The organism is Promicromonospora sp. NFX87 (genome assembly GCF_048564965.1).
Classification (GTDB): domain Bacteria; phylum Actinomycetota; class Actinomycetes; order Actinomycetales; family Cellulomonadaceae; genus Promicromonospora.
In genome coordinates, this window is record NZ_CP183413.1 from 2,364,059 (window position 1) to 2,390,061 (window position 26,003).

At 71.7% G+C, this 26,003-nt stretch carries 21 protein-coding genes; 10 read left to right on the forward strand and 11 right to left on the reverse strand.

The features are described 5' to 3' along the window. Positions 1 to 9: 9 nt before the first annotated feature. Both ACNYC2_RS10570 and ACNYC2_RS10575 read left to right on the forward strand, forming a co-directional pair. On the forward strand, positions 10 to 1,473 hold the full coding sequence (locus ACNYC2_RS10570) for a PepSY-associated TM helix domain-containing protein (protein ID WP_419706963.1): 1,464 nt from the start codon (positions 10 to 12) through the stop codon (positions 1,471 to 1,473). Positions 1,474 to 1,568: 95 nt separating this feature from the next. Beyond that, the gene (locus ACNYC2_RS10575) at positions 1,569 to 2,366 is read left to right on the forward strand and encodes a glyoxalase (RefSeq protein WP_419706964.1); all 798 of its coding nucleotides are present in this window, start codon (positions 1,569 to 1,571) and stop codon (positions 2,364 to 2,366) included. A 305-nt stretch (positions 2,367 to 2,671) separates the two neighbouring features. Here ACNYC2_RS10575 and ACNYC2_RS10580 read toward each other — a convergent pair whose 3' ends face one another. Further along, positions 2,672 to 3,823, reverse strand: coding sequence for an ROK family transcriptional regulator (locus ACNYC2_RS10580; RefSeq protein ID WP_419706965.1), 1,152 nt, complete (start codon positions 3,821 to 3,823; stop codon positions 2,672 to 2,674). Positions 3,824 to 4,025: 202 nt separating this feature from the next. Here ACNYC2_RS10580 and ACNYC2_RS10585 point away from each other — a divergent pair, with 202 nt between their 5' ends. The 4 genes from ACNYC2_RS10585 (at position 4,026) to ACNYC2_RS10600 (ending at position 9,598) form a co-directional block, all read left to right on the forward strand. Then, a complete protein-coding gene (locus ACNYC2_RS10585; protein ID WP_419706966.1) occupies positions 4,026 to 6,236 on the forward strand; it encodes an alpha-galactosidase in 2,211 nt (736 codons plus the stop codon). Between the two features lie 91 nt (positions 6,237 to 6,327). Next, positions 6,328 to 7,278 (forward strand): carbohydrate ABC transporter permease, encoded by a 951-nt coding sequence (locus ACNYC2_RS10590; protein WP_419706967.1) that lies wholly within the window; start codon positions 6,328 to 6,330, stop codon positions 7,276 to 7,278. Between the two features lie 26 nt (positions 7,279 to 7,304). Continuing rightward, a complete protein-coding gene (locus tag ACNYC2_RS10595) occupies positions 7,305 to 8,216 on the forward strand; it encodes a carbohydrate ABC transporter permease (protein WP_419706968.1) in 912 nt (303 codons plus the stop codon). Positions 8,217 to 8,227: 11 nt separating this feature from the next. Then, positions 8,228 to 9,598 carry an ABC transporter substrate-binding protein gene (locus ACNYC2_RS10600; RefSeq protein ID WP_419706969.1) on the forward strand — a complete coding sequence of 457 codons (1,371 nt, stop codon included), beginning with the start codon at positions 8,228 to 8,230 and terminating at the stop codon, positions 9,596 to 9,598. A gap of 1 nt (position 9,599) precedes the next feature. On the opposite strand, the gene rbsD is transcribed toward ACNYC2_RS10600, so the two are convergent. The 9 genes from rbsD to ACNYC2_RS10645 all read right to left on the reverse strand — a co-directional run bounded on the left by rbsD (position 9,600) and on the right by ACNYC2_RS10645 (position 21,061). Next, a complete protein-coding gene (gene rbsD / locus ACNYC2_RS10605) occupies positions 9,600 to 9,986 on the reverse strand; it encodes a D-ribose pyranase (protein WP_419706970.1) in 387 nt (128 codons plus the stop codon). Next, entirely contained in the window at positions 9,983 to 10,912 is a 930-nt protein-coding gene (locus ACNYC2_RS10610; protein WP_419706971.1) for a ribokinase, read from the reverse strand. The genes rbsD and ACNYC2_RS10610 overlap by 4 nt, the downstream gene beginning before the upstream one ends. Then, positions 10,909 to 11,853 carry a substrate-binding domain-containing protein gene (locus ACNYC2_RS10615; RefSeq protein ID WP_419706972.1) on the reverse strand — a complete coding sequence of 315 codons (945 nt, stop codon included), beginning with the start codon at positions 11,851 to 11,853 and terminating at the stop codon, positions 10,909 to 10,911. Before ACNYC2_RS10615 ends, ACNYC2_RS10610 begins: the two co-directional genes overlap by 4 nt. A 90-nt stretch (positions 11,854 to 11,943) precedes the next feature. Further along, the gene (locus tag ACNYC2_RS10620; RefSeq protein ID WP_419706973.1) at positions 11,944 to 12,924 is read right to left on the reverse strand and encodes an ABC transporter permease; all 981 of its coding nucleotides are present in this window, start codon (positions 12,922 to 12,924) and stop codon (positions 11,944 to 11,946) included. Then, positions 12,921 to 14,468: a sugar ABC transporter ATP-binding protein gene (locus ACNYC2_RS10625; RefSeq protein WP_419706974.1), complete on the reverse strand. Its 1,548-nt coding sequence runs from the start codon at positions 14,466 to 14,468 to the stop codon at positions 12,921 to 12,923. Before ACNYC2_RS10625 ends, ACNYC2_RS10620 begins: the two co-directional genes overlap by 4 nt. After that, complete coding sequence (locus ACNYC2_RS10630) at positions 14,468 to 15,505, reverse strand: LacI family DNA-binding transcriptional regulator (protein WP_419706975.1); 1,038 nt, start codon at positions 15,503 to 15,505, stop codon at positions 14,468 to 14,470. The genes ACNYC2_RS10625 and ACNYC2_RS10630 overlap by 1 nt, the downstream gene beginning before the upstream one ends. A 453-nt stretch (positions 15,506 to 15,958) precedes the next feature. Beyond that, positions 15,959 to 18,835 (reverse strand): sugar-binding domain-containing protein, encoded by a 2,877-nt coding sequence (locus ACNYC2_RS10635; protein ID WP_419706976.1) that lies wholly within the window; start codon positions 18,833 to 18,835, stop codon positions 15,959 to 15,961. A 72-nt stretch (positions 18,836 to 18,907) separates the two neighbouring features. After that, entirely contained in the window at positions 18,908 to 20,371 is a 1,464-nt protein-coding gene (locus tag ACNYC2_RS10640) for a family 43 glycosylhydrolase (RefSeq protein ID WP_419706977.1), read from the reverse strand. A 189-nt stretch (positions 20,372 to 20,560) separates the two neighbouring features. Continuing rightward, entirely contained in the window at positions 20,561 to 21,061 is a 501-nt protein-coding gene (locus ACNYC2_RS10645; RefSeq protein WP_419706978.1) for a MarR family winged helix-turn-helix transcriptional regulator, read from the reverse strand. Positions 21,062 to 21,173: 112 nt separating this feature from the next. On the opposite strand from ACNYC2_RS10645, the gene ACNYC2_RS10650 reads away from it, so the two are divergent. The 3 genes from ACNYC2_RS10650 to ACNYC2_RS10660 are packed head-to-tail and all read left to right on the forward strand — an operon-like array spanning position 21,174 to position 23,635. Next, entirely contained in the window at positions 21,174 to 22,112 is a 939-nt protein-coding gene (locus ACNYC2_RS10650; protein ID WP_419706979.1) for an NADP-dependent oxidoreductase, read from the forward strand. Between the two features lie 38 nt (positions 22,113 to 22,150). After that, a complete protein-coding gene (locus tag ACNYC2_RS10655) occupies positions 22,151 to 23,029 on the forward strand; it encodes an NmrA/HSCARG family protein (protein ID WP_419706980.1) in 879 nt (292 codons plus the stop codon). A gap of 24 nt (positions 23,030 to 23,053) precedes the next feature. Next, positions 23,054 to 23,635: an SRPBCC family protein gene (locus ACNYC2_RS10660; RefSeq protein WP_419706981.1), complete on the forward strand. Its 582-nt coding sequence runs from the start codon at positions 23,054 to 23,056 to the stop codon at positions 23,633 to 23,635. On the opposite strand, the gene ACNYC2_RS10665 is transcribed toward ACNYC2_RS10660, so the two are convergent. Then, complete coding sequence (locus ACNYC2_RS10665) at positions 23,632 to 24,204, reverse strand: TetR/AcrR family transcriptional regulator (RefSeq protein WP_419706982.1); 573 nt, start codon at positions 24,202 to 24,204, stop codon at positions 23,632 to 23,634. The genes ACNYC2_RS10660 and ACNYC2_RS10665 overlap by 4 nt on opposite strands. 141 nt (positions 24,205 to 24,345) lie before the next feature. Between ACNYC2_RS10665 and lnt the strand changes: the two genes are divergently transcribed. Beyond that, the gene (gene lnt, locus ACNYC2_RS10670; RefSeq protein ID WP_419706983.1) at positions 24,346 to 25,998 is read left to right on the forward strand and encodes an apolipoprotein N-acyltransferase; all 1,653 of its coding nucleotides are present in this window, start codon (positions 24,346 to 24,348) and stop codon (positions 25,996 to 25,998) included. Positions 25,999 to 26,003: the final 5 nt, after the last annotated feature.

Sequence of the window (26,003 nt, forward strand, 5' to 3'; positions counted from 1 at the left end):
AGCTCCTCAATGACCGAGACGCTTGCCGGCGACCATCTCCCCGCCGACACCGACCCCGCACTCTCGAACGGGACGAACCCGCCGAACCAGGGGCACCGACCGTGGTTCGGCCCGCTCCTGCGGCGGCTGCACTTCTACGCGGGCCTCCTGGTCGGCCCGTTCATCCTGGTGGCCGCGACCAGCGGCGCCCTGTACGCGCTGACCCCCGCGCTGGAGCAGGTGGTCTACGACCACGAGCTGCACGCCCCGGTCACCGGCGCGTCGTTGCCCCTCGGGGAACAGATCGAAGCCGCACAGGACCACATCGGCGAGGGCGCTGTGCTCGCGGCGGTGCGTCCGGCGCCCGAGCCGGGCGACACCACGCGGGTCATGTTCGGCCAGGACGGGCTGGGGTCGAGCGAGTCCCGCGCGATCTTCGTCGACCCCGGTACCGGCGAGGTCCGGGGCGACCTGGTCACCTACGGGTCCAGCGGCTCGCTGCCGATGCGGGCCTGGGTCTCGAACCTGCACCGCAGCCTGCACCTGGGGGACCCCGGGCGGCTGTACAGCGAGCTCGCGGCCTCCTGGCTCGGGATCGTCGCCACCGCGGGGCTCGTGCTGTGGATCCTCCGGCTGCGCGCCGCCCGTCGTGCAGCCGCCGTCACCAGCGCCGTCGCGCCTCCGAAGCGCCGGCGGACCGGCTACCGGCGCGTGCTGTCCTGGCACACCACGATCGGCGCCGTCGTGGTGCTGGCGGCGCTGTTCCTGTCCGTCACCGGGATCACCTGGTCCCAGCACGGCGGCGCCAACGTCGAGAGCCTGCGGACCAGCCTCGGCTGGCTCACCCCGTCGGTGAACACCGCCCTGTCCGACGACGCTCCGGCCGGCGACGACGAGCACGCGGGGCACGGGGGAGCGCCCAGCGAGCACACGGGCGTGGCGAACCCCGCGACCTTCGATGCGGTGCTCGCCATCGCGCAGCGGGTCAACGTCGACACGGGCGAGATAGAGATCAAGCCGCCCGCCGAGCCCGGCACCGCGTGGGTGGTGCAGGAGAACAAGAGCAGCGTGCCGACCGCCGGCGACTCCGTCGCGGTCGACGGGAGCACCATGCAGGTGGTCGACCAGGCGGACTTCGCGGACTTCCCGCTGGCGGCCAAGCTCACCACCTGGGGCATCGACCTGCACATGGGTCTGCTGTTCGGCCTGGCCAACCAGCTCGTGCTCTTCGTGCTCGCGCTGGGCATCGGCTCGATGGTGGTGCTCGGATACCTCATGTGGTGGAAGCGGCGGCCGACCCGCGAGCCGCGCGGGCTCGCGGGCCCGCCGCCGGTCCGCGGGGCGCTGCGTGGCGCACCGTGGTGGGGGCTGGCCGCCGTGGTCGTGTGCGCCGTCGCGGTGGGGTGGTTCCTCCCGCTGGTCGGGTACACGCTCGCAGCCTTCGTGCTGGTGGACGTCCTGATCGGGGTGGTCCGGGCGCGGCGACGGGCGTGAGCGGACTCGCGGGTGCCGGGAAGGGAAACAGTTTCATAGGCGATCCTCTGCGATCCGGCCTAGCCTTCCCGGCACCCGACCCCGAGGAGTCCTGCGTGAACCAGAAAGCCACCACCTCGCCGACCACCGCCCCGCCGACAGCCGGCATCCGGGCGAACGAGACGACGGTCCCCATGCTGCCCTGCGTCTCCGGCGAGGAGACCACCGCGTTCTACCGGGCGCTCGGCTTCGACATCGCGTACGAGATGCACAAGCCGTATCTCTACCTCTCGTTCGCGATGAGCGGCTTCCAGCTGGACTACAAGAAGGCGCCCCAGGGGATCGACCCGGCGAACGAGGACGCGGGCGGCTGCCTGGTGTTCGTCGATGACGTCGCGTCCTACCACGCGGCGTTCACCGCGGCGATGCGCAAGGCGTACGGCAAGGTCCTCGCCAAGGGCCTGCCGCGCATCACCAGGTACCGTCCCGGCGCCTCCCGGTTCACGCTTCTCGACCCCACCGGGAACAGCATCGTCTTCATCCAGCGCGACGAGCCCGAGGACCTCGAGTACGGAGGCGACAAGAGTCTGCCGCCCTTGCGGCGCGCCCTGGACAACGCCCGCATCTACCGGGAGTTCAAGAACGACGACAAGGCCGCGTTCCGGGTCGTGACCTCCGCGCTGCGCAGGCACGGCGGTGACGCGACGCCCGTGGACCGGGCGATCGCATACGCGACGCTCGTGGAGCTGGCGACCGCCCTCGACGAACGCGAGCGCATCCCGGGGCTGAGGGCCGACCTGGAGGCGGTCGTGACCGAGCTGGACGACGACGAGCGGCGGCGCGTGGCCGACGACCTGCAGCTGGTCGACGACCTGGAGACCTGGATCGCCGAGTCCGCAGGGCCTCAGGGCTGAGCGCGGTCTCTCTGATGCCGTCCCGGCGGTCACGGTGTGGTGGTTCGGTGGGTGCCGGCTGGGCTGAACTTCGTTCGGCTGGGCACCAGGTTTGCGGGCTGGGCTGAATAGTTCAGCTGAGGCGAACTGGGCCGGGCAGGGCCGAACGAATTTCAGCGTGCCTGGCACCTTCTCCCCGGGCATACCTTGCTCCGGCGGTCGAGCTTGGCCTTTCGCTGGTCGAGCCTGTCGAGACCCCGTGACCCGACGGACCCGGTCTCGACAAGCCCGACCAGCGAAAGGCGGCGAGCTCGGCCAGCGAGGCTTCAGCGGCCCAGCACGTAGGTCTGGATCGCGATGACCGCGGCGCCGCGGGCCCAGACGTCGAACCCGGAGGCCTGTACCGCGAGCTCCGGCGGCTCGGCGAGCGGGTCCAGGTCGCCCGCGAGCCCGGCGTCGAGCGCCTTCCGCGCGACGACCGCGAGACGGGCGCCCTCGCCACCGAGGACCACCACCTCGGGCAGCGCGACGTTGGTGACGACGGCGACCAGCCGGCCGAGCGCGCGCCCGGCGTCGTCCACCACGTGGCGGGCGAGCTCGTCGCCGGCGTCGGCGAGGTCGAGGACCTCGTCGTAGGGCACCAGGTCGCCGCGTGCGGCGGCGACCTGGCGCTCGATCGAGCCGGTGGTGAGCATCGCGGTGGCGCACCCACGGTGCCCGAGCGGGCAGGGCGGGCCCAGCGGGTCCAGCGGGTGGTGCCCGAGCAGGCCGAGGCCCGCGTTGGGCCCGTCGAGGAGGCGGTCGTGCGCGACGATGCCGACCCCGATGCCCGCGCCGACCGTGACGAGGGCGAACTGGTGGTGCCCCCGGCCCTCGCCGAACCAGTGCGTGGCCTCGGTCAGCGCCAGGACGTCGTTGGCCGCGACGACGGGGCGGCCCGTCCGCTCCTGCAGGAGCGTGGTCAGCGCGACGTCGGTCCAGCCGAGGAAGGGTGCGCGCTGCACCGTCCCGTCGGGCAGGACGTTCCCGCCGAGGGAGACGCCGACGGCGGTCACGTCCGGTACCTGGGCGGCCAGGTGGTCCACGAGAGCGCCGACGGCGTCGGCGACGTCGTCCGGAGTGCGGCCGTCGAGCGGCCGGCTGGCGGAGGCGACGACGTCGGCCCGCAGGGTGGTGACGACGCCGTGGACGGCGTCCCCGGTGACCTTCGCGCCGACGAAGTGGTGCGCGTCGGGGACGATGTCGAGGGGTTGGGACGGGCGGCCGGGGCGCAGGTCAGCGGTGTCGGGCCCGGCCTCGACGAGGAGACCGGCCTCCACCAGGGGTTTCGTGAGGCGGGTCAGGCTGCCCGCGCTGAGGTCGGTGCGCCGCGCGAGCTCGGCCCGCGACAGGGGACCGTGCAGCAGCACCTCGAGCGCGAGGCGGTGGGACTGGCCCGCGAGCGGCACCCAGGGCTGCACCTCGCTGCTCGTCGTCATCGACCCTCCAACCATCGCTCGGGGATCGCGCGTCCGGGACCCTCGCGGCCATTGTGCCGCGCGACCAGCCTATTCGTCGTTAGGTTCCACCGCAAAACAAATAAGCATCCGAATTTGGCCGGTCGTCGTCCTTGACCCTCTAATATCTTTCGTAGTAAAACTTACTCGACACCGACGTCCCGAACCCTGAGGAATCCACCCGATGTCCGTCTCTCTCCAGACCCAGCACGACGCCGCACCCGACGCAGCGCAGTCGTTCGCCCACCTGCGTGCCGGGGGCGTGAGCCTGCTGCTCGACACGTCCGGTGAGCGCCTGCCGCGCGTGCTCCACTGGGGTGCGGACCTGGGCGACGTCGGCCCGGCCGAGGTCGCCGAGCTCGTGCTCGCCTCGGTGGTCCCCGTGGTGTCGGGCACCCCCGACGCCCCGTACGCGCTCTCGATGCTGCCCGAGCAGTCGGCGGGCTGGCTCGCCACCCCCGGCGTCACCGGCTCCCGGGACGGCGTCGCGTGGTCGACGGCGTTCCGCGTCACCGGCACCACGCTCACCGGCCCGCTCACGCGCGACGACGGGACCCCCGTCGCCCACCGCCTCGTCGTGACCGCGGCCGACCCCGACGCCGGCCTGCTGCTGACCCTCGTCGTCGAGCAGTATCCGTCCGGGCTCGTGCGCACCCGCTCCACCCTGACCAACGCGGCCGACGACGTCTTCACCGTGGCCGGCCTCGACACCTCGCTGCCCGTCCCGGCGGAGGCCGACGAGATCCTCGACTGGACCGGCCGGCACCTGCGCGAGCGCTCCGCCCAGCGGCACGCCTTCACCGCGGGCACCCACCTGCGCGAGACCCGCCGCGCCCGCACCCACGACGGCACCCTGCTGCTCACCGCGGGCCGTTCCGGCTTCGGGCACGGCGGCGGCGAGGTCTGGGGCGTCCACGTCGGCTGGTCCGGCAACACCCGCACCTACGCCGAGCAGGAGATGCCCAGCGGCGCCCGCGTGCTGGGCGGCGGCGAGCTGCTCCTGTCGGGCGAGGTGCGGCTCACCGCCGGCGAGTCGTACTCCTCGCCCTGGCTGTACGCGTCCTACGGCGACGGGCTCGACGAGCTCTCCCACCGCTTCCACACCTACCTGCGCTCCCGGCCGCAGCACCCCACCAGCCCCCGCAAGACGCTGATCAACGTCTGGGAGGCCGTCTACTTCGACCACGACCTGCCCCGCCTGACGGCGCTCGCGGACGCGGCGGCCGCCGTCGGGATCGAGCGCTACGTGCTCGACGACGGGTGGTTCAAGGGGCGACGCGACGACACGGCGGGCCTCGGCGACTGGTACGTCGACAAGGACGTCTGGCCGGACGGCCTGCACCCGCTGGCCGACCACGTCACCGGGCTCGGCATGGAGTTCGGGCTGTGGTTCGAGCCGGAGATGGTCAACCCGGACTCCGACCTCGCGCGGGAGCACCCCGAGTGGATCCTGCGGACCGGCCGGCGCCTGCCGCCGTCGGCCCGCAACCAGCAGGTGCTGGACCTCGCGAACCGGGGCGCCTGGGACCACGTGTTCGGGCGGATGGACGCGATCCTCACCGAGTACCCGATCGCGTTCGTCAAGTGGGACCACAACCGCGACCTCATCGAGGCGGGGCACCAGGCCACCGGACGGCCGGGCGTGCACGGCCAGACGCTCGCCGCCTACCAGCTCATCGACGCCCTGCGCGCCGCCCACCCGGACGTGGAGTTCGAGAGCTGCTCGGGCGGCGGCGGGCGCACCGACCTGGGCATCCTCGAGCGCACGGACCGGATCTGGGCCTCCGACTGCATAGACGCCCTGGAGCGGCAGGTCATCGAGGCGGGCACGGGCATGATCGTCCCGCCCGAGATGATGGGCTCCCACATCGGCTCGACGCACGCCCACACCACGGGCCGTACCCACGAGCTGAGCTTCCGCGGCGCGACGGCGTTCTTCGGCCACCTGGGCGTCGAGTGGGACCTGACCCGCGCCTCGGAGGACGACCTGACCGGCCTCGCCGCCTGGATCAGCGCGTACCGGGAGCACCGCGGGCTGCTGCACACCGGCAAGGTGGTGCGCGCCGACCACCCCGACGCCGCCCTGCGCGTGCACGGCGTGGTCGCGAACGACCGGTCCGCCGGCATCTTCGCGGTCGTGCAGCTGACGACCGGCGTCTTCGCGCCGCCCGGACGGGTGCGCCTGCCCGGCCTCGACCCGGCACGGACCTACGAGGTACGTCCGCTCGCCCCCGGCGACGACATCTCGCCCTGGGCGGGCACCTGGGCGCCGGCCTGGTGGAAGGACGGCGCGCGGCTGTCCGGCCGCACCCTCGGCGTCGTCGGCCTGCAGGTGCCCAACCAGTTCCCGGAGCGGTCGGTGCTGCTCGACGTCCGGTCCGTCCCCGAGGTCTGACGGACGGGGCCGCGGCGGACAGCCGCGGCCCCGCCCCACCCGAGTCACCCCAGCATGCCCGAGCTCGCAACGACGCGACAGGAGAGACACCATGGCAGTTGTCACCACGGCGGCCCCGGAGGCAGCCCCGGGCAGGCAGGGCAGCCCGGGCAGACGGGGAAGATCGCGCCGGTCCCGGTACGGCGACCTGCGCACCGCCCTGATCTTCCTCGTCCCGGCGACGATCGGCTTCGTCACCTTCTATCTCGTGCCGGCGGTGCGCGGGGCGTGGTTCTCGCTGACCGACTACTCGGTGCTCGCGCCGCCCCGGTACGTGGGCCTGGACAACTACGAGCGCCTGGTGCAGGACCCGCTGTTCTGGAACGCGATGAAGGTCACCGCGTACTACGTGGTGATGAACATCGGCCTGCAGACGGTGCTCGCCGTCGGGATCGCCGTCCTCATGCAGCGGCTCACCCGCTCGGCGTTCGTGCGGGGTGCGGTGCTCCTGCCGTACTTCGTGGCGAACGTCATCGTCGCCCTCGTCTGGTTCTTCATGCTCGACTTCCAGATGGGCATCGTGAACGTGCTCCTGGAAGGCGTGGGGATCGACGCGCAGGCGTTCTTCGGCGACCCGGCGCTCGCACTACCCACCATCGCGCTGATCAACGTGTGGCGGCACATGGGCTACACGGCCCTGCTGATCTTCGCCGGCCTCCAGATGATCGACCAGCAGGTGTACGAGGCCGCCGAGCTCGACGGCGCCGGGCCCCTGCGGCAGTTCTGGTCGGTGACGCTGCCGCTGCTGCGGCCGGTGCTCGCGCTCGTGCTGGTCGTCACGATCACCGGCTCGTTCCAGATCTTCGACACCGTCGCGGTCACCTCCGGCGGCGGCCCGGTCGACGCGACGCGGGTCATCTACCTGTACATCTACGACCTCGCGTTCGGCCAGCTCGACTTCGGGTACGCGTCGGCGCTCTCCGTGGTGCTCTTCCTCGTCCTGCTCGGCGTGGCGCTCCTGCAGCTCCGCCTGACGCGCGCGAGCGAGTCGGACACGAACTGATGCCCACACCGACCGAAGGAGCCGGCATGTCGACGACGACCGCGCCCGCTACGACCACGCCCACCAGGCCGCGCTGGGGCGTGATCCTCGGCTGGGCCACGATGATCGTGATCCTGCTGATCACGCTCTTCCCGTTCTACTGGATGCTGCGCACGTCGCTCTCCACGAACTCCGAGCTCGCCGCGCAGGCGGGCAACCTGCTCCCCGCGGGCTTCACGCTCGACGCGTTCCGGCGCGTGTTCGGGCTCACCACGCTGGAGGAGTCGCTCGCCCAGGGCGGAGCCGGCGGCCGGATCAACTTCTGGCTGTACCTGCGCAACTCGGTGATCGTGTCCACCGCCATCACGCTGGGCCAGGTCTTCTTCTCGGCGATGGCCGCCTACGCGTTCGCCCGGCTGCGCTGGCCCGGCCGGGACATCGTGTTCGCCGTGTTCCTGTCGGCGCTCATGGTGCCCGGCATCTTCACCGCCATCCCGAACTTCGTGCTCATCAAGGAGCTGGGCCTGCTCAACACGTTCCCGGGCCTCGTGCTCCCGACGTTCTTCATGACCCCGTTCGCGATCTTCTTCCTGCGGCAGTTCTTCCTCGGCATACCGCACGAGATCGAGGAGGCCGCGATGATCGACGGCGCCGGCCGGGCCCGCACGTTCCTGCGGATAGTCCTCCCGATGAGCGCCGCACCCATCACGACGCTCGCGGTGCTCACCTACATCCAGGCATGGAACGAGTACTTCTGGCCGCTGCTGGTCGGGCAGTCCGACAACGTGCGGGTGCTCACCGTGGCGCTCGGCATCTTCCGCTCCCAGACGCCGCAGGGCAGCCCCGACTGGTCGGGCCTCATGGCGGCCACCCTCGTCGCGGCGCTGCCCATCGTGCTGCTCTTCGTCGTGCTCGGCCGGCGGATCGTCAACTCCATCGGCTTCTCGGGGATCAAGTGAGGACATCGACGATGACCACAACGAAGACAGCCACAGCGAAGATGGCCACCAAGGCGCTCGCCGCCGCCGTCGGCCTGGGCCTCGGCCTCGCCGGGTGCGCCACCGCGGACCCCGCGGCGCCGGACGGCACCGTGACGCTCACCTACTGGATGTGGGACGCCAACCAGGTGCCCGGCTACCAGCAGTGCGCCAACGACTTCGAGGCGGCCAACCCCGGCGTCCGGATCAACATCGAGCAGTACGGCTGGGACGACTACTGGACCCAGCTCACCGCCCGGATGGTCGCCGAGAGCGCGCCGGACGTCTTCGTCGACCACTCCCAGCAGTTCGGCAAGTTCGCCGAGCTCGACCAGATCCTCGACGTCTCCGACCGGGTGGCCGAGTCCGGGATCGACCTGACCCAGTACGAGGACGGCCTCGTCGACCTGTGGCGCGGCCAGGACGGCGGCCTCTACGGGCTGCCGAAGGACTGGGACACCGTGGGCCTGTACTACAACGCCGACATGCTCGCCGAGGCCGGGTACACCAGCGAGGACCTGTGGGAGCTGGAGTGGAACACCACGGACGGCGGCACGTTCGAGGAGTTCGTCGCGCACATGAGCGTGGACGGCAACGGCGTACGCGGTGACGAGCCCGGCTTCGACAAGGAGGACGTCGAGGTCTACGGCCTCGGGTACAACGAGTCCGGCGGCGGGTACGGCCAGGTCCAGTGGGCGCCGTTCGCGCTGAGCAACGGCTGGACCTACTCCGACCGCAACCCCTGGCCCACCGGGTTCAACTACGACGACCCCGCCCTGGTCGAGACGATCGGCTGGTACCGGTCCCTGATCGACAAGGGCTACATGCCGCCGCTGGCGGTCGCGACGTCGGGCATCGGCAGCCAGGAGGCACTGGGCGCCGGGGCGTACGCGTCCCTCATCGAGGGATCGTGGAACGCCCGGTCGATCAGCGAGCTCGCCGGCGCGGACTTCCAGGTGGCGCCCACACCCGTCGGCCCGTCGGGGGAGCGGGGCACGGTCTTCAACGGCCTCTCCGACGCGATCTACGCCGGCACGCCGCACCCCGACGAGGCGTGGGCCTGGGTCGAGCATCTCGCGAGCCCCGGCTGCCAGCTCGAGGTCGCCGAGGAGGGGCGGGTCTTCCCGGCCGTCAAGGAGGCCTCCGACCAGGCGGTCAAGACCTTCACGGAGCTCGGCGTGGACGCCGAGGCCTTCTCGGTGCACGTGGCCGACGGCACCGCCACCCCCTCGCCGGTGACCGACCGCTGGGCCCAGCTCCAGACGATCATGCAGCCCACCATGGACTCGGTGCTGTCGTTCCAGACCGGGCCGGAGAGCCTCGTGCCCGCGAACCGGCGGGTCGACGAGCTGCTCGACGAGTAGGTCAGAACGGTACGCCGCAGTGCAGCACGACGTTCGCGTACGGTGTCGCCTCGCCGGTCCGGACGACGAGGCGCGCCTGCGGCAGCAGGGCCTTGAGCTCGTCGTGCGGCAGGAGGTCGGGGGTGAGGCCACGCTCGCGCAGCCAGGTCTCGACGTCGGTCCCGCTGCTCTCCGCCGCGGCGAAGGAACCCTCGACGGCGATCTCGGCGAGCAGCGCGTCGAGCACCTGGGTGAAGCGTGGCACGCCGTGCACGAGGGTCAGGTCGACCACGTCCGCCTCGCGGGGGAGGGGGAGGCCGTAGTCGGCCACGACCACCAGGTGCCCGTGCCCGAGCCGGGCCAGCCCCGCGGCCAGGGCCGGGTTGAGGATGCCGTGCCGGCGGGTCATCGCACCTCCGGCAGCGCGTCGGTCGAGGAGGGGTAGGAGGACTGCGCTCCGACGCCCGTGACGGCGTACGCGCCGACGCGGGCGGCGAGGCGGGCGGCGTCGAGCAGCTCGTCCCCGGCGGCGAGCCGGGAGGCGAGGGCACCGACGAAGGCGTCGCCGGCGCCGGTCGTGTCGACGGCGCTGACCTTCGGGGAGGGCACCGCGGCGACCTCCGCATCACCCTCGGTAGAGCCGGAGCGGGTCGCGACGACGGCTCCCGCGCTACCGAGGGTGATGACGACGGACGTCACCCCGGCGGAGGTCAGCGCGCGCGCCGCCGCAGCGTGGTCGTCGTCGGGCACGTCCGGACCGCCGACCAGCGACAGCGCGAGCCGGGCCTCGTGCTCGTTGACCACCAGGGGGTCCGCGAGGCGGACCACGTCGGCGGAGAGCTCGATCACGGGCGCGAGGTTGAGCACCACGCGGCCGCGCGCGAGCCGGGCGGCCGTCTCGGTGGCCGCGCGGGGGATCTCGCCCTGCAGCACCACGACGTCCGCCCCGGCGACGGCCGCGGCGTGCGCGGACACGGTGTCGGCCGCCACGGCGGCGTTGGCCCCCGAGATGACGACTATCGAGTTCTCGCCGTCGGCGGACACGGTGACGAGCGCGATGCCGGTGGGTCCGGCCACCGTGGCGAGCGCCGACAGGTCGACGCCCGCGGCCCGCAGGCCGGCCGTCGCCGGGCCGGCGAACGAGTCGTCGCCGACGGCCCCGACGAACGCGACCTCGGCCCCGAGCCGGGCGGCCGCGACCGCCTGGTTCGCGCCCTTGCCGCCGGCCAGGACGGACATCGACCGTCCGAGGACGGTCTCCCCGGGGGCGGGGTGGACCGCCACCTGGGTGAGCAGGTCGGCGTTCACGGAGCCGACGACGACGACCCGGCTCACTTGAGGAAGTCCGTCACGTTGTCCTCGGTGACGGTCTGGACGGGCACGGGGGTGTCCTTGGCGACCTGCTCGCCGTCGAGCACCTGCTTCATGAGCTCGACCGCCTGCTTGCCGAGCTCTGCCGGCTGCTGCGCGATCGTCGCGGCGAGCGTGCCCGCCTCGACCGCGGCGAGGCCGTCGTCGGTGCCGTCGAAGCCGACCACGAAGACGTCGCTGCCCGCCCGGTCACCCAGGGCCTGGATCGCACCGAGCGCCATCTCGTCGTTCTCGGCGAAGATGCCGACGGCGTCGGGGTTCGACTGCAGCAGGTTGGTCGCGACGTCGAGCCCCTCGGCGCGCTCGAAGTTCGCCGTCTGCGTGGCGACGACCTCGATGTCCGGGTAGGCCGCGATGCCCTCGGCGAAGCCCTGGCCACGGTCGCGGCTGGCGGACGTGCCCGCGACTCCCTGCAGGACGATGACCTTGCCCTTCTCGCCGATCGCCGCGGCGAGCGCGTCGGCGGCCTGCTTGCCACCGGCGACGTTGTCGCTGGAGACGAGGGAGGTGATGTCGGCGCCGTTGACGGCACGGTCGACGCCGATGACGGGCAGGTCGTCGGACAGGGCCGGGGCGACGGCCGCGCCGGCGGCGTCGGAGTCGACGGCGTTGATGATGACGCCGGCCGCGCCGCCGGTGATGGCGTTGGCCACCTGGTCGGCCTGCGTGGCGGAGTCGTCCTGCGCGTCGACGACGTCGAGGGTCAGGCCGAGCTCGTCGGCCGCGTCCTGTGCGCCGTCCCGCACGTCGACGAAGAACGGGTTGCTGAGCGTGGACAGCGAGAGGGTGACGGACTGCTGCCCGGAGGCTGCGTCACCGCCGCGGTTGCACGCGGTCAGCGTCGTGGCGAGGACAAGGCTCGTCACGACGGACGTGACGACCTTCGTGGTGGTCGAGAACTTCAACTTCGGCTCCTTCTTTCGGCGGCCCGTCCTTGGGCCGAGGGTGGTGCACGGTGGTGCGGGTGTTGCGGGTAAGACAGGAGGGGCGGTGGGTCAGTGCCGCGTGTTCTTGCGGCGGAGCACGTCGATCCCGACCGCGATCGCGATGACGAGCCCGATGACCACCTGCTGCCAGAACGACGACACGTTCAGGAGGTTGAGGCCGTTGCGGATGACGGCCAGGACCAGTGCGCCGATGAGCGTGCCCGAGACCTTGCCGACACCGCCGGCGAGGGAGGCACCGCCGATGACGACGGCGGCGATCGCGTCGAGCTCGTAGCCCGAGGCGGCCTGCGGCTGGGCCGAGTTGAGCCGGCCGGCGAGCAGCATCCCCGCGAGCGCGGCATAGACGCCGGCCAGTGCGAAGACGGTCACGAGGACCTTGCGCACCCGGATGCCGGACAGCCGCGCGGCCTCCACGTTGCCGCCGACGGCGTACATCTCTCGTCCGACGACGGTGCGGTTGAGCACGAACGACGCGATCACGCCGGTGACGACCAGCACGAGGATCGGGACCGGTACACCACCCAGGCGCGAGCCGAGGAACGACACCTCGGGGGACGTGGCGATGGGCCGCCCGTCGGACAGGACGAGGGTCAGGCCGCGGGCCACCGACAGCATCGCCAGGGTGGCGATGAACGAGGGGAGGCGGCCGAACGCGACACCGAGCCCGCTGACGGCGCCGGCGAGCGCGCCGGTCGCCAGGCCCGCGACGATCGACATCCAGCCGGGCAGGCCGGCCGACGTGAAGATCCAGGCCGACGCCATCGCCGACAGCGCGGCCACCGAGCCGACGGACAGGTCGATCCCGCCGGCCACGATGACGAACGTCATGCCGAACGCCAGGACCGCGATGGTGGACGCCTGGATCCCGATGTTGACGAGGTTGGGTCCGGTCAGGAACGCGGGCGTGGCGATGTACAGGGCCAGGCACAGCACGAGGAGGCCGACCAGGGCCCCGTTGCCGGACAGGAGGGAGCCGAGGGCGGAGCGCACCGAGCGCTGCTTCGCCGGTGCGGCGGTCGTGGTGGTCATCGGTCCGTTCCTTCTGTGGTCGCTGCGTTCGTGTGGTCTTCGGCGTCGCGGTCGACGTCGCGCACGGCGAGTGCCATGACGCGGTCCTGGGTGGCGTCCTCGCGGGAGAGCTCGCCGGCGAGGCGGCCGCCGCTCATCACGAGGACCCGGTCGCTCATGCCGAGCACCTCGGGCAGGTCGCTCGAGACCATCACGACGGTCCCGCCCGCCGCGGTGATGGCGTTGACGGCCTCGTAGATCTCGACCCGCGCACCGACGTCGACGCCGCGCGTCGGCTCGTCGAGCAGCAGGACCCTGGACCCGGCGAGCGTCCAGCGGGCAAACACGGCCTTCTGCTGGTTGCCGCCCGACAGGTCGCGGACCGGCTGGTCGATGCCGCTCATGCGGATGCGCAGCCGCTCCGCCATCTGGCGGGCCCGGTCCCGCTGACCGCGCCGGTCCGCGAGGCCGGCGCGGGCGGTGCTGCCGAGCGTGGCGTACCCGATGTTCTCGTTCACCGACGCATCGAGCACGAGGCCCTGCGCCTTGCGGTCCTCCGGGACCAGGCCGATGCCGGCGGAGATCGCCGCCGGGATGCCACGGCGCGGTACCGGCCTGCCCGCTACCCGCACCTCTCCCGAGTCATAGGGGTCGGCCCCGGCGATCGCGCGCAGCAGCTCCGTGCGTCCGGCGCCGACCAGTCCCGCGATCCCGACGACCTCGCCGGCCCGCGCGGTCAGGCTGATGTCGCGCAGCCGGTCGCCGCTGCTCAGCCCGTCGACCTGGAGCAGCACCTCGTCCGGTCCGTCGTGGTCCCGGCGCCGCGGGTAGTGGTCGGTGATGTCCCGGCCCACCATGAGACGAACGAGCTCGTCCTCGTCCGTGGATGCCGGTACCTCCGCGACCAGCGCGCCGTCGCGCAGCACGCTCACGGAGTCGCCGATCCGGCCGATCTCCTCCAGATGGTGGCTGATGAAGACCATCCCGACGCCGGCCGCACGCAGCTCCTCGACGACCCCGAAGAGCGCGTCGGTCTCGTCGCCCGTGAGAGCGGCCGTCGGCTCGTCGAGGATCAGGATGCGGGCCTTCGTGCTGAGGGCCTTGGCGATCTCGACGAGCTGCTGGCGTGCGATACCGAGATCGCCGACCAGCGTGTCGACATCGAGGTCGAGCCCGATGCGGTCGAGCGCCTCGCGCGCTGTGCGCCGCACAGCGCGGCGGTCGAGCAGACCCGCCCTGGAGGGCATCCGCCCGAGCACGATGTTCTCCGCCACCGACATCGTCGGCACGAGGTTCAGCTCCTGATGGATCGTCGCTATCCCGAGGGACTCCGCGGTGCGCACGTCGGACAGCACGACCGGGCGGCCGTCCACGACGACACGACCGCCGTCAGGCTGGTAGATGCCCGCCATCATCTTGATGAGGGTCGACTTGCCGGCGCCGTTCTCTCCGAGAAGGACCTGGACGTGGCCGGGCCGGACGTGGACCGTGACACCGTCGATCACGGTGACCGGGCCGAACTTCTTCGTGACGTGCTCCAACGAGAGCACCGGATCCGCGGTCATCACTGCCTTCCTGCGGGGTGGGGGACAGGACCCGCTTGAGGAGCCGGCCCGGTGGACTCGCGCACGACCAGCGACGACTCCAGGACGACCGACTGAGCCGGGCGGCCGTCCAGGACGTCACGGATCAGATCGACAGCGAGGGCGCCCATGCGCGCGGGATCGTGCGCGACGACGGTGAGCTGCGGGCTGAACCAGCGGAACGCCGCGACGTCGTCGTACCCGACGACCGACAGGTCGCTGCCCACCCGGATACCCCGTTCGCGCAGCACCTCCAGCACGCCGAACGTCATCAGCGAGTCCGCGGCGAGGACCGCCGTGGGCGGGTGGGGCAGGTCCAGGAGCTGGTTCGCGGCCCGTACACCACTGGTCACCTGGAAGTCGCCCAGGTGCACCAGCCCGGCGTCGTCGTCCAGGCCGTGGTCCGCGACCGCCTGCCGGAACGCCTCGAGGCGCTCGCGGCCCGTCGACGTCTCCTGGGGCCCGGCGACGAGCCCGATGCGGTGGTGCCCGAGGCCGGCCAGGTGAGCGACCGCGCCGGTGATGCCGGAGCGGTTGTCCGAGGTGACGCTCGGGACGTCGACCCCGTCGATCGTGCGGTCCACGAACACCACCGGCACCCCGAGCGTGAGGACCTCGCGCAGCGAGCCGGCCCCGTCGCCCTGGGGGGCGACGATGATGCCCGCGACCCGCTGCGACAGGAGAAGGTCGAGGTACAGGTCCTGCTGCTCCGTGCTCTCGTTCGCGTTGCACAGGAGGGTCGCGATCCCGGACTCGAGCGCGTGCTGCTCGGCGTTGTGCGCGATGTCCGCGAAGAAGGGGTTGCGCACGTCCGACAGGAGCAGACCGATCGTGTTGGTGTGGTTCTTGCGCAGCGATCGCGCCTGCGCGTTCGGCCGGAAGCCGAGCCTGCGGGCCGCCTCGGTCACGCGGGTGCGCGACTCCTCGGACGTGGCCGGGTGCCCCGACAGCACGCGCGACGCGGTCGCCGCCGACACACCTGCCTCGGCCGCCACGTCATGGATGGTCACCGCACGCATTCACAGCCTCCTTGCCGCACTCGTGGCCCGACGTCGCTTGTCGGGAGGGACGAGTTCATGGAACCGATTCCATGGAACCGATTCCACGAAGGTACGAGCGGATCGCGCGGATGTCAATCGGCGGGTGCGGCGCGGGCTGTCGAGGTCGAGACCGTCAACCCGGAGTGCGGTCACGGACCAGCAACACCGGCACACTGGTGTCCTGCGTCCGAAGTTCGCCTCATCAGGCGTGGTGCCGCGAGACCGGTCGGATGCACGCGACCGATCTCGAACTCCAGCGGGTGCACATGGACCGGTCTGACGGCCCCAGGCTCCAGGCGACCATAACGCTCCGGACGGCCATAACCCCGGGGGTTACGGCCGCCTGAAGCCTTTTGAACGTGAGCCAGTACCGGATCGCTGACATGGCCGAGCCATGGGTGGAGGTCTTGGTCGTAACCAAGGCCGAGGGTGTCAGCGCAGGACGCTCATCAGGTCGTTCGCCTCGATCCGCTCAGTGGGCGCGAAGTCGTCGCCCGCCATGTACTCCAGCAGGCTGTGCCGGAGCTGGCGGGCGGCGGCCCGGTCGCCAGTGGGATCGAGATTGAGCGAGCTCACCACGATCTTTCCCGCGCCGAGGTTCGCCTCGAACAGCACGCCGAGCCGGCGCGCCTCGAACCATGTGTCGATGGGCTGCACGAGCGGTCGCAGGCGCTGCGGGAGCTGGTCGAGCAGCATCGCCTTGGCGCCGTGCAGCAGCTCCCACCACTGCCAGTCGGTGGTGCCGTCGGTGGGGAAGTGGCGGAACACCGGGTGCGCCGGGTCGTGCAGGACGCCGAGGGTGTGGGGCGCCTGGCCCTCGGTCCACGCGGTGTTCCAGAACGCGGGGGTGAATCCCAGGGCGACGTCGTTCCCGATGCTCTCGGGTGCGAGCTCCAGCAGCACGGTGCCGCCGTCCCCGGCCTGTTCGAGCGCCTCGCCGATCTCGGTGGTGACCAGGACGGCGTCGGGCGCCTTGTGGTCGGCGTCCGGGTACACCCACAGGTCCCAGTCGTTCTGGTAGATGGCGCCGGTGGCATCCGCCACGGAGACGACGAGCCGCACCTGCGCGGGCGCCGAGACGAGACCCGCGGGCACGACCACGGGGCCGAACCGGGTGCCGTTGCCGATCGGGATGTGCGCACTCCGGGCGACGACGCCGCTGCCGAGCTCCGCGCCATCGGCATCCAGGAGGCGCCAGCCCACGTCGGCGTCGAGCGCCGTCGGGCCGAAGTGCGCGACCTGGACCTCGAACTCGATCTCCTGGTCCGCGGTCCAGACCCTGCGCGGCAGCCGTGCCAGCGGGACGGTCGGCCCGCAGAAGCGCGCGAACTCCTCCGCCGTGCTGTAGCCCTTCGACTCCCAGAACGGGTTGAGCACGCCGACCAGGGCGGTGCCCTGACCGGGGAAGTCGCTCAGGCCGAGCAGGTGGAAGCCGCCGAACCCCTCGGTCCGCAGCGCCGCCTCGATGTCCTCCTTGTAGCAGAGCAGCTGGAGGCGGCCGGAGGCGTGGAGGAACGCCTCGGCCTGGTCGGCCATGCCGGCCTCGCGGAGGAAGTCGGCGAAGATGCCGAAGTTCTTGGGCTCCATGAGCCCCGTGTACCTCGACGTCTCGGCGAAGTCGGGGTAGGCGCACCACTGGCCGATCTCGTGGCTGATGATCGGGCGGGGACGCGACAGCACCCACTCGCGGTAGTCGGACTCGGTCTCGGGCGGGCGGCCGTTGAGCCGCGACTCCAGCCCCTCGCCCCACCGGTGCGCGCGCGGTTCCGAGATGTTGTCGAAGTCGTTCTCGGTGATGGCCGGCCAGCCGGCGCCGCTCGTGTACAGGCGCCGGGGGTCGTACGTCCGCCAGGCGTTGACCCACGACGCGAGGAACTCGGCGTCCCGCCCGCCGGGCTCGTTGCCATGCGCCATCATGACGAAGGAGGGGTGGTTGCCGTAGGCGTCGAGGATGCGGCGGGTCTCCTCGTGCAGGAACGCGTCGACGGGGCGGCCCTCGCCGAGCGCGGCGCCCTGGTTTGCCCAGACCGGGCCCTCCACCTGCACGTAGAAGCCCGCCTCGTCGGCGGCCACGAACGCCGCCTCCGGCGGGCACCAGGAGTGGAAGCGCAGCAGGTTCAGCCCGTGGGCCTGGCAGACGGCGATGATGCGGCGCCACGAGCCGACGTCGGTGGGCGGGTAGCCCGTCAGCGGGAAGACGCACGACTCGAGGGTGCCGCGGATGAACGTCCGGCGGCCGTTGATCGTCACCTGGGTGTCCTGGACGCCGACCTCGCGCAGGCCGAACACCGTACGGGCGGTGTGCCGGTGCTCGCTGCCGCGGACGTCGGTGACCAGCTCGACGGTCAGCTCGTACAGCGCCGGCCGGAACTCGTCCCAGGTCAGTGCGTCGTCGCCCAGCGGGAGCAGCACGTCTACGTGCGTGCCGCCGGCGGTGAGGCCGCGTTCGGCCAGGTCGCGGCTGTGCTCGGCCTCGAAGGCGACGCTCACCGGCCCGGCCTCTTGCTCCCCGGGGACGTTGAAGCGCCGTGCGGTGACGCGGATGCTGCCGGTCCCCGCGCCGCCGCTGCCCGCGGCGATGTCGACCTTGACCAGCGCGGACCTGGCCGCGACGTCGGGCACGACCCGCACGCGCCGGATCGTCACCTCCGGCAGCGTGGCGAGGGTGAGCGCGCCGACGATCCCGTTCCAGTTGCCCTGCGTGTGGTCGGAGATGCTGTGCGCGTTCGGCCCGACGTCGACCACCGTGCGGTTGTCCACGCGGATGGTGAGCAGGTGCCGGCCGGGGGAGAGGCGGCCGACGTCGAACCGGTGCGCGGTCGTGAGGCTGCGCTCGGACCCGACCTGTCGCTCGTCCAGCCAGACCGTCGACTCCCAGTGGACCCGCTCCAGCGACAGCACGACGTCGCGTCCCGCCCAGTCCGCGGGAACCTCCACCTCGCGCTGGAACCAGGCGGCACCGCGGAAGTAGACGCGCGGCTGGAGCCAGAACGGCACCGCGATGTTGTCCGGCTCGCGGTACGGGGCGTAGCGCTCGTCGGTGAAGTACGAGCGGTCGACGATGCTGCCGGTCCACGGGGTGTCGAGCCCGACGGGGTCTCCGAGGCCCTGGTGCTGGATCGAGCCCGGGAGAGCGACCGCCGGGGAGCCCTCGGGCAGCGCGGTGCGGAACCACTGCTCGAGCTCGCCCACGGCGTCCGGGTCCAGGGCGCAGCGCCACTGACCCGACAGGTCGACGGCCGCGGGTCCCTCGGGCAATATCTGCGGGTCAGTGGCGTCCGGATCGGGCATGGACTCGACGGTGAGCATGGCACGACCCTAGGTCGGCCCAGGCGGCCGCTGAAGGGACGATGCTCTGCTCTTACCTGGACGATTCGCGGATCAGCCGCGGCGCCAGAGCTGGGCGTCGAGGCCGTTGCAGGTGTACAGCGACAGACGCGCGCCGTTGGCGGCGTCCCACTGGTAGTTGTCGAGGCAGGTCCCGCTGGTCCGGTTGCGCAGGGAGAACCAGCCGTTGCCCTGGTCGACGATCGACCAGTCCTGGTCGGTGCTGCCGTTGCAGGTCCACAGGCCGACGTCGGCGTTGAGTGCCGCCGAACCGTTCAGGTTGTCCAGGCACTTGGAAGCATGGAGGTTCTTGATGCGGTAGTAGCCGCCGGCGTAGCTGAGCTCCCACTTCTGCGCGGCCGCGGTACTGCACGTGTAGAGCCGGACCGGGGCGCCGTCGGCGGTGTTCCACTCGTAGTCGTCGACGCACTTGTCGCTGTGCCGCCCGCGGATGCCCGGCTGCCCGGAGCCGGTCGCCTGCGGCTGGCCGAAGAACGGGTAGCCGTCCGCCGCCCAGTACAGCTGCTGGACGCGGGTGTGCCGGTTGGGGTCGGTCAGGGCGTCCGGGTTCGGCGTCGCGTAGTCGCGGGCGTGGTAGACGAGGATGTCGGTCACGCCGTCCTCCGCGACCGTGAAGCTTCCGTGCCCCGGCCCGTGGACGCCGTTCGCCGTCTGGAAGACGGGCGTCGCCCGCTTGGACCACGACGACGCGGACAGCAGGTTGGCCGACGCCGAGGCGGACACCAGGCCGAGCTTGTACCGGGAGTCGGTGGCGGACGCCGAGTACGCGATGAAGACGCGGCCGTTCTTCACGATCGGCGACGGCCCCTCGACCACGCCGGCGACGCCCTCCATCTCCCAGGAGTGGGTGGGCCGCGCGATCTCGATGGCGGAGGCGGTGTCGATGGTCGTCGGCGAGGTCATCCGCGCCAGGTACATGTGGCTGTTGTAGCTGGTGCTGGGGCTGTCCTGCGCCCACGCGAAGTACCGCGTGCCGTTCAGGGTGAACGACGCCGGGTCGAGCTGGAACGAGTCCCAGCCCGTCGTCATGCGCTGCGGCGCCGACCAGGTGCCGGTCGTCGGGTTCGCCGACGTGTTGCGGATGGAGTACAGCCGCTGCGCGAACCGCGACGAGTCGGGTGACGCCGAGAAGTACATGTACCAGGCGCCGTCGACGTACTGGATGTCGGGCGCCCAGATCCAGCCGCTCAGGTTGCCGCTGGACGGCGCGGTGAACGCGGTGACCGGGGTGGCCGAGCCGAGGCCCGCGAGGGTCTGCGACCGGCGCAGCTCGACGCGCTTGTAGTCCGGCACGGACGCCGTCATGTAGTAGTAGCCGTCGGTGTGCTTGTAGATCGCCGTGTCGGCGCGCTGCTGCACTATCGGATTGGGCACGTCGATGAACTGGGCGGACGCCGGAGCGGCGGGCACGAGGACGAGCGCCATGAGGGCGGCGGTCCCGGCCGCGAGGGCCCGGCGGCGCAGCCTGGCCAGCGGGACGGCAAAGGGTGACGGCACGGGATGACTCCTTTGTCATCGAAATTGTGAGCGCTAACATCGCGAACTCTGCCGGAGCGGGGGCGTGCGGTCAAGGCGCGGGTCTGCGCGCGCCAGAACACTTGCTGGAAGTAAGCGGACGAAATCGTCCGCTTATGCGCTAGGCTCGCCGCATGCTCCTCGATCGCGGTTGCAGGCAGGGTGTGGAGGTCAGCTCGTCTTGCGCCTGCGCGGCGCCGCGGACCGCGGGGGTGCCGCGCGCATGTGGTCGCGGACCCGGCCCAGCACGTCGGCCAGGACCTCGACGTCTTCGCGCGCCAGGGGCTCGAACAGCAGCCCGTCGAGCACGGCGATATGGCCGGGGAACACCTTCGTGAGGGTGTCCCTGCCCTGCTGGGTGATCGTGACCGTCGTGCTGCGCTCGTCGTCGGGTGACGGTGCGCGCGTGACGAGCCCGCGCTGCTCGAGCGACTGGGCCTGGTAGGTGAGGCCGCTGCGGCTGTAGACGACACCGTCGGCCAGGTCGGTCATGCGATGGCTCCCGTCGGGCGAGTCGCCGAGCCGGGCCAGGAGCTGGAACTGCACGTAGCTGAGGTCGCCGGCCTCCCGGAGCTGCTGCTCGACCGCATGTCGCAAGAGGCTGCTCACCTCGATGAGCGCGAAGTAGGCGCCTAGCTCGGTGGGGTCGAAGGAGCGAGCGGAATCTGCCATGCCCGCAGTCTACGTGTTGCTGCGAACTCAAAGTACTTGCTACGAACTTGAAGCAGTGCTACGGTCTCACCAGATGCTTCGAATCCGAAGCAACAACCGAGAGAAGGTCATCATGAAGGCAGTACGTTTCCACCAGACCGGTTCCCCCGAGGTCCTGCGCTACGAGGACACCGACCGGCCCGTCGCCGGTGCGGGCCAGGTGCTCGTCCGCGTGGCGGGCTCCGCGTTCAACCCGGCCGACAACGGCATCCGGGGCGGCCTCCTGCCGATCCCGGTGACGCTGCCGCACGTGCCCGGCTACGACGTCTCCGGCACCGTCGACGCGATCGGCGACGGCGTGACCGGGTTCCAGGTCGGCGACGCGGTCGTCGGCTTCCTCCCGATGACCGACGACGGCTCCGCGGCGGAGTACGTGGTCGCCCCCGCCGGCGTCCTCGTGAAGGCGCCGACCAGCATCGACCTCGCCGACGCGGCCGCGCTGCCGTCCGTGGCGCTCACCGCCTGGCAGGCGCTCTTCGACGAGGCCGGGCTCAAGGACGGTCAGCGGGTGCTGATCACCGGCGCCGGTGGATCGGTGGGCGGGTACGCGGTCCAGCTCGCCAAGCGGGCCGGTGCCTACGTCATCGCCACGGCGAGCCCCCGCAGCCGTGACGCCGTCACGACTGCTGGTGCTGACGAGGTCATCGACCACACGGCCTCCACCGTCCTCGGCTCGGTGAGCGCGCCCGTCGACGTCCTGCTCAACCTGGCACCCATCAGCCCGGACGAGTTCACGGCTCTCGTCGCCCTCGTTCGTGACGGCGGCGTCGTGGCATCGACGACCGCGTGGATGCCCACGCCCAGCGACGACGAGCGCGGGGTGCGGGCCGCCGGGATCTTCGTCCGCGCCGACGTCGACGAGCTGGCCCAGCTGGTCGCCCTGGTCGACAGCGGCGAGCTCACCGTCGACGTCGCGCGGCGCGTCCCGCTGAGCGACCTCCCCGCGATCCACGCCCAGGCCGCCGTCGGCGAGCTGCGCGGCAAGGTCGTCGCCGTCCCCGACGCCCGCTGATCCGTCTTCGCACCTGACGACTTGTGAATGGACATGAGATGACCTCCGCACCACGACTTCCCATCGCCGTCATCGGCGCGACCGGCCAGCAAGGCCGCAGCGTCATCGACGCCCTGCACGACGCCGACGCCGACGTCCCCGTCCGCGCGCTCGTTCGCGATCCCGGCTCCTCCGCGGCCCGGGCGCTGCGTGCGGCCGGCGCCGACGTGGTGCGGGCGGACCAGGAGGACAGCAGGTCGCTCGCCGACGGGCTCGCCGGCGTCGCCTCCCTCTTCTACATGACGACGTTCGAGGGCCCGGAGGGTCCGGCAGGCGAGGTGCGACGGGGGCACGCCGTCGCCGACGCCGCCGCGCGGGCGAACGTTCCCCACGTCGTCTACTCCTCGGTGGGCGGCGCCGAACGCAAGACGGGCATTCCCCACTTCGAGAGCAAGTTCGCCGTGGAGCAGCGGCTGGACGCCCTCGTGCCGGCCACGATCCTGCGTCCCACCTTCTTCATGGAGAACCTGGCCGCGCAGCTCACGCCCGACCAGGACGGCGAGATCGTGATCCGCATGCCGATGCCGGGCGACGTGCCGATGCAGATGATCGCCGTGCGGGACATCGGCCGCGCCGCCGCCCGGCTTCTTCTCGAGCCGAGCACCATCGACGGCCGCGCGATCGAGGTCGCGGGCGACGAGCTCACCCTCGACGTCGTCGCCGCCCAGGCCGGCGAGACCCTCGGGGTGCCGGCGCGGTTCGAGACCATCCCGCTCGAGTACCTCGGCGACGACGAAGACCTCAAGGCGATGTTCCGATGGTTCGCCGGAGGGTCCTCGTACCAGGCTGACCTGGCACGGTCACGCTCGCTGGTAGCGGACGTCAGTGACCTACGGTCGTGGCTGGCCACGCAGCGGCGGCACGAGCCGGCGAAGTAACCGATCCCGAACAGGAGAACCACGATGACCGACCAGAGCCCGGACGTGACGAAGGGCGACCGCGGAACCCCGGCCCCCGTGATCGCGCTTCTCGTCGAGCCCGGCGACCGCACGGTCCCCGTCACGGTCCAGCAGCGCACCTCGGTCGGGCCCGCCGAGGCGTTCCGGCTGATCGTCCCCATCGACCTCCCGAGCGTCTTTCACCGGGTGGCACCGTTCCCCGGCGTCAGTGGCGTCGAGAACCAGACCGAAGCCTGGGATCACGTCGGTCCGACCAGGAACCCGCAGTTCGAGGACGGCTCGCAGGCCGACGAGCAGCTGACCGAGTACACGGAGGGCTCGAGCTTCGCGTACCAGCTCACGGGGTTCACGAACGTCCTGTCGCGTCTCGCGACCGGCATCCGAGGGGAGTGGAACTTCAACCCCGACGGAGACGGCACCCTCATCCGGTGGACCTACGAGTTCAAGCCGCTTCCGGGCCGTCGCTGGATTCTCGCCGGACCGTTCGCTCCCCTCTGGCGCCGGTACATGGTGGCCGCCCTCACGAGGTGCGTCCAGGTGGTCGAGGCGGAAGCGCGCAAGGGACGGGAACAGGACGGGTCCTAGTCGGACCCGGGGGCGATGCCGCGCAGGAACACCGACCTCTGCTCCGCGGCGGCCGTCTCCCAGTGCGGGACGTTCGACATCGGCTGAGCGAGCATCGCGCCGAACCGGACGACGGTCCCGGCGGTCACGTCCTGGCGAACGCTGCCGTCGCCGTGGCCCCGCTCGATGATGGCGCTCATGGTCTGCTGCATTCGCTTGCGGAGCTCGGCGGACTCGGTTCCCTCGGTCATGGGGGCACCGTGGAGGGGGAGCACGAGCTCGTCGCGATGGACGAACGACTGGCGCAGGTACCGGCCGATCGCGTCGTGACCTGTCTCGCCGGAGACCAGGGCGTCCTCCGCTTCCGCGAGGATCAGCCGGTAGGCGCGCACCGCCATTGCCTCGAGGAGCGCTTCGCGGTTGGGGTAGCGGCGGTAGAGGGTGCCGACCCCCACACCCGCGTCGGCGGCGATCTGCGCGAGGGGGACGAACTTGCCCTCGGCGAGTCCGGCTCGTAGTGCGGCAGCCATGATGCGCTCGGCGTTCTCTGCCGCATCCCTTCTCAGCTTCTTGGGTGGTTCGAGTGACATCGTGCTCACAGGATACGTAGGAGGCCCCGCACGCGGGCGTCCCAGCGGCACGGACTACTATTCGCGTGACGCTCACCGGCCTGTCGCCGCGTGCCGTGTCCCCTTCCGCTCACTTCAGCTCACTCTGCGAGAACGAGAGCCTTGGTTCACAACGTCATCCCGGGCCGCACCGACCGGGCCCGCGTGCAGGCTGCCGCCGGCACCGCCGCACCGTCCGCCGAGCGCCCGCTCGTGCCGCTCTGGGCGGCGCTCCCTCTCGCGGTTGCCGGCGGGTTCGCGCTCGACGCGGCCTTCCCCTCGCTCGGCTGGTGGCCGCTCGCGTTCGTGGCCGTTCCGCTCGCGCTGGTCTCCCTGATCGGGCGGAGCCTGTGGGGCAGCGTGCTCGTCGGGGCGGCGTTCGGCGCCGCGTTCTACTTCCCGCACGTGTCGTGGGCGTCGCAGTTCCTCGGCGACGACCCGCTCGGCTGGGTGCCGTGGGTGGCCCTCGCCACGTTCGAGACGCTCCTCCTCGCGGTCTTCTCGCCCCTCGTCACGCTCGCCTACCGGTGGCTGCCGCGCTGGCGCGACACCGCGGCCGTCCGTCTCGTGGCGCTCCCGGCGCTCGTCGCCGGGGCGTGGACGGCGCGCGAGCTCGTGCTGGGCTCGTGGCCGTACGGCGGGTTCCCGTGGGGCCGGCTCGGGATGAGCCAGTCGGAGAGCCCGATCGCCCCCGTCGCGTCCTGGCTGGGCGTCTCCGGGCTCGGGTTCCTCATGGTCGTGCTGTGCGCCGGAGCGGTCGAGGCCGTCCGGTGGGCGGGGTCTCGACAGGCTCGACCGACGGGGTGGGTCGGCGAGCGTGCAGGCTCGGCCGCCCGGTGGTGGGGCGCGCTGCCCGTCGCCGTGCTCGCCGTCGTCATGATCGTGGTTCCCCAGTTCCCGACCGCCGACGCCGGAACCCTCCGCGTCGGCGCCGTCCAGGGCAACGGGCCCGCCGCGTACGCGGACGAGCGCGCGCCGCTGGAAGTGCTGCGCTCGCAGCTCGACGCCTCGGCGCCGCTGGTGGAGAGCGAGCGGGTGGACGTCGTGGTGTGGCCGGAGGGCGGTGTCGACAGCGACCCCAGGTCGAACGCGGCCACCGCCCAGACACTCTCCGCGGCCGCTGACGCGTACGGTGCGCCGATCGTCCTGAACGCGGCGTCCGAGGTCGGTGCCCTGGTCTACAACACCTCGTTCCTCTGGACGGCGGACGGGTCCACGGCGACGCACGCGAAGCGACACCCGGTGCCGTTCGGCGAGTACATCCCCGACCGGTGGCTGTACAGCGCGATAGTCCCCGACCTCGTCGGCCTCATCTCGCGCGGGTACACACCTGGCGACGACTCACCGGTCTTCGACCTCGGGCGTGTGAAGGCGGGCCTCGCGATCTGTTTCGACGTCGCCTTCGACGACGTCATCCAGGAGGGCGTGCGCGACGGCGCTCAGGTGTTCATGTTCCAGACGAACAACGCGGACTTCCGCGGCACCGACGAGAACCTGCAGCAGCGCGAGATCGCCCGCATGCGCGCGATCGAGACCGGCCGCAGCGTCGTCAACCTCTCCACGACCGGCACCAGCCAGGTGTTCACGCCGGACGGGACCCTGCTCCAGTCGCTCCCGTTCGACGAGGCGGGCACCCTGGTCACCGACATCGAGCTGCGCGACGGCCGCACCGCTGGGGTCGTGCTCGGCCCGTGGGTCCAGGGGCTGCTGTGGTGGGGAACCCTCCTGAGCCTCGCCGTCCTGGGATTCGCGGCCCGGCGGCGGGTGGCCGGCTGACCGCC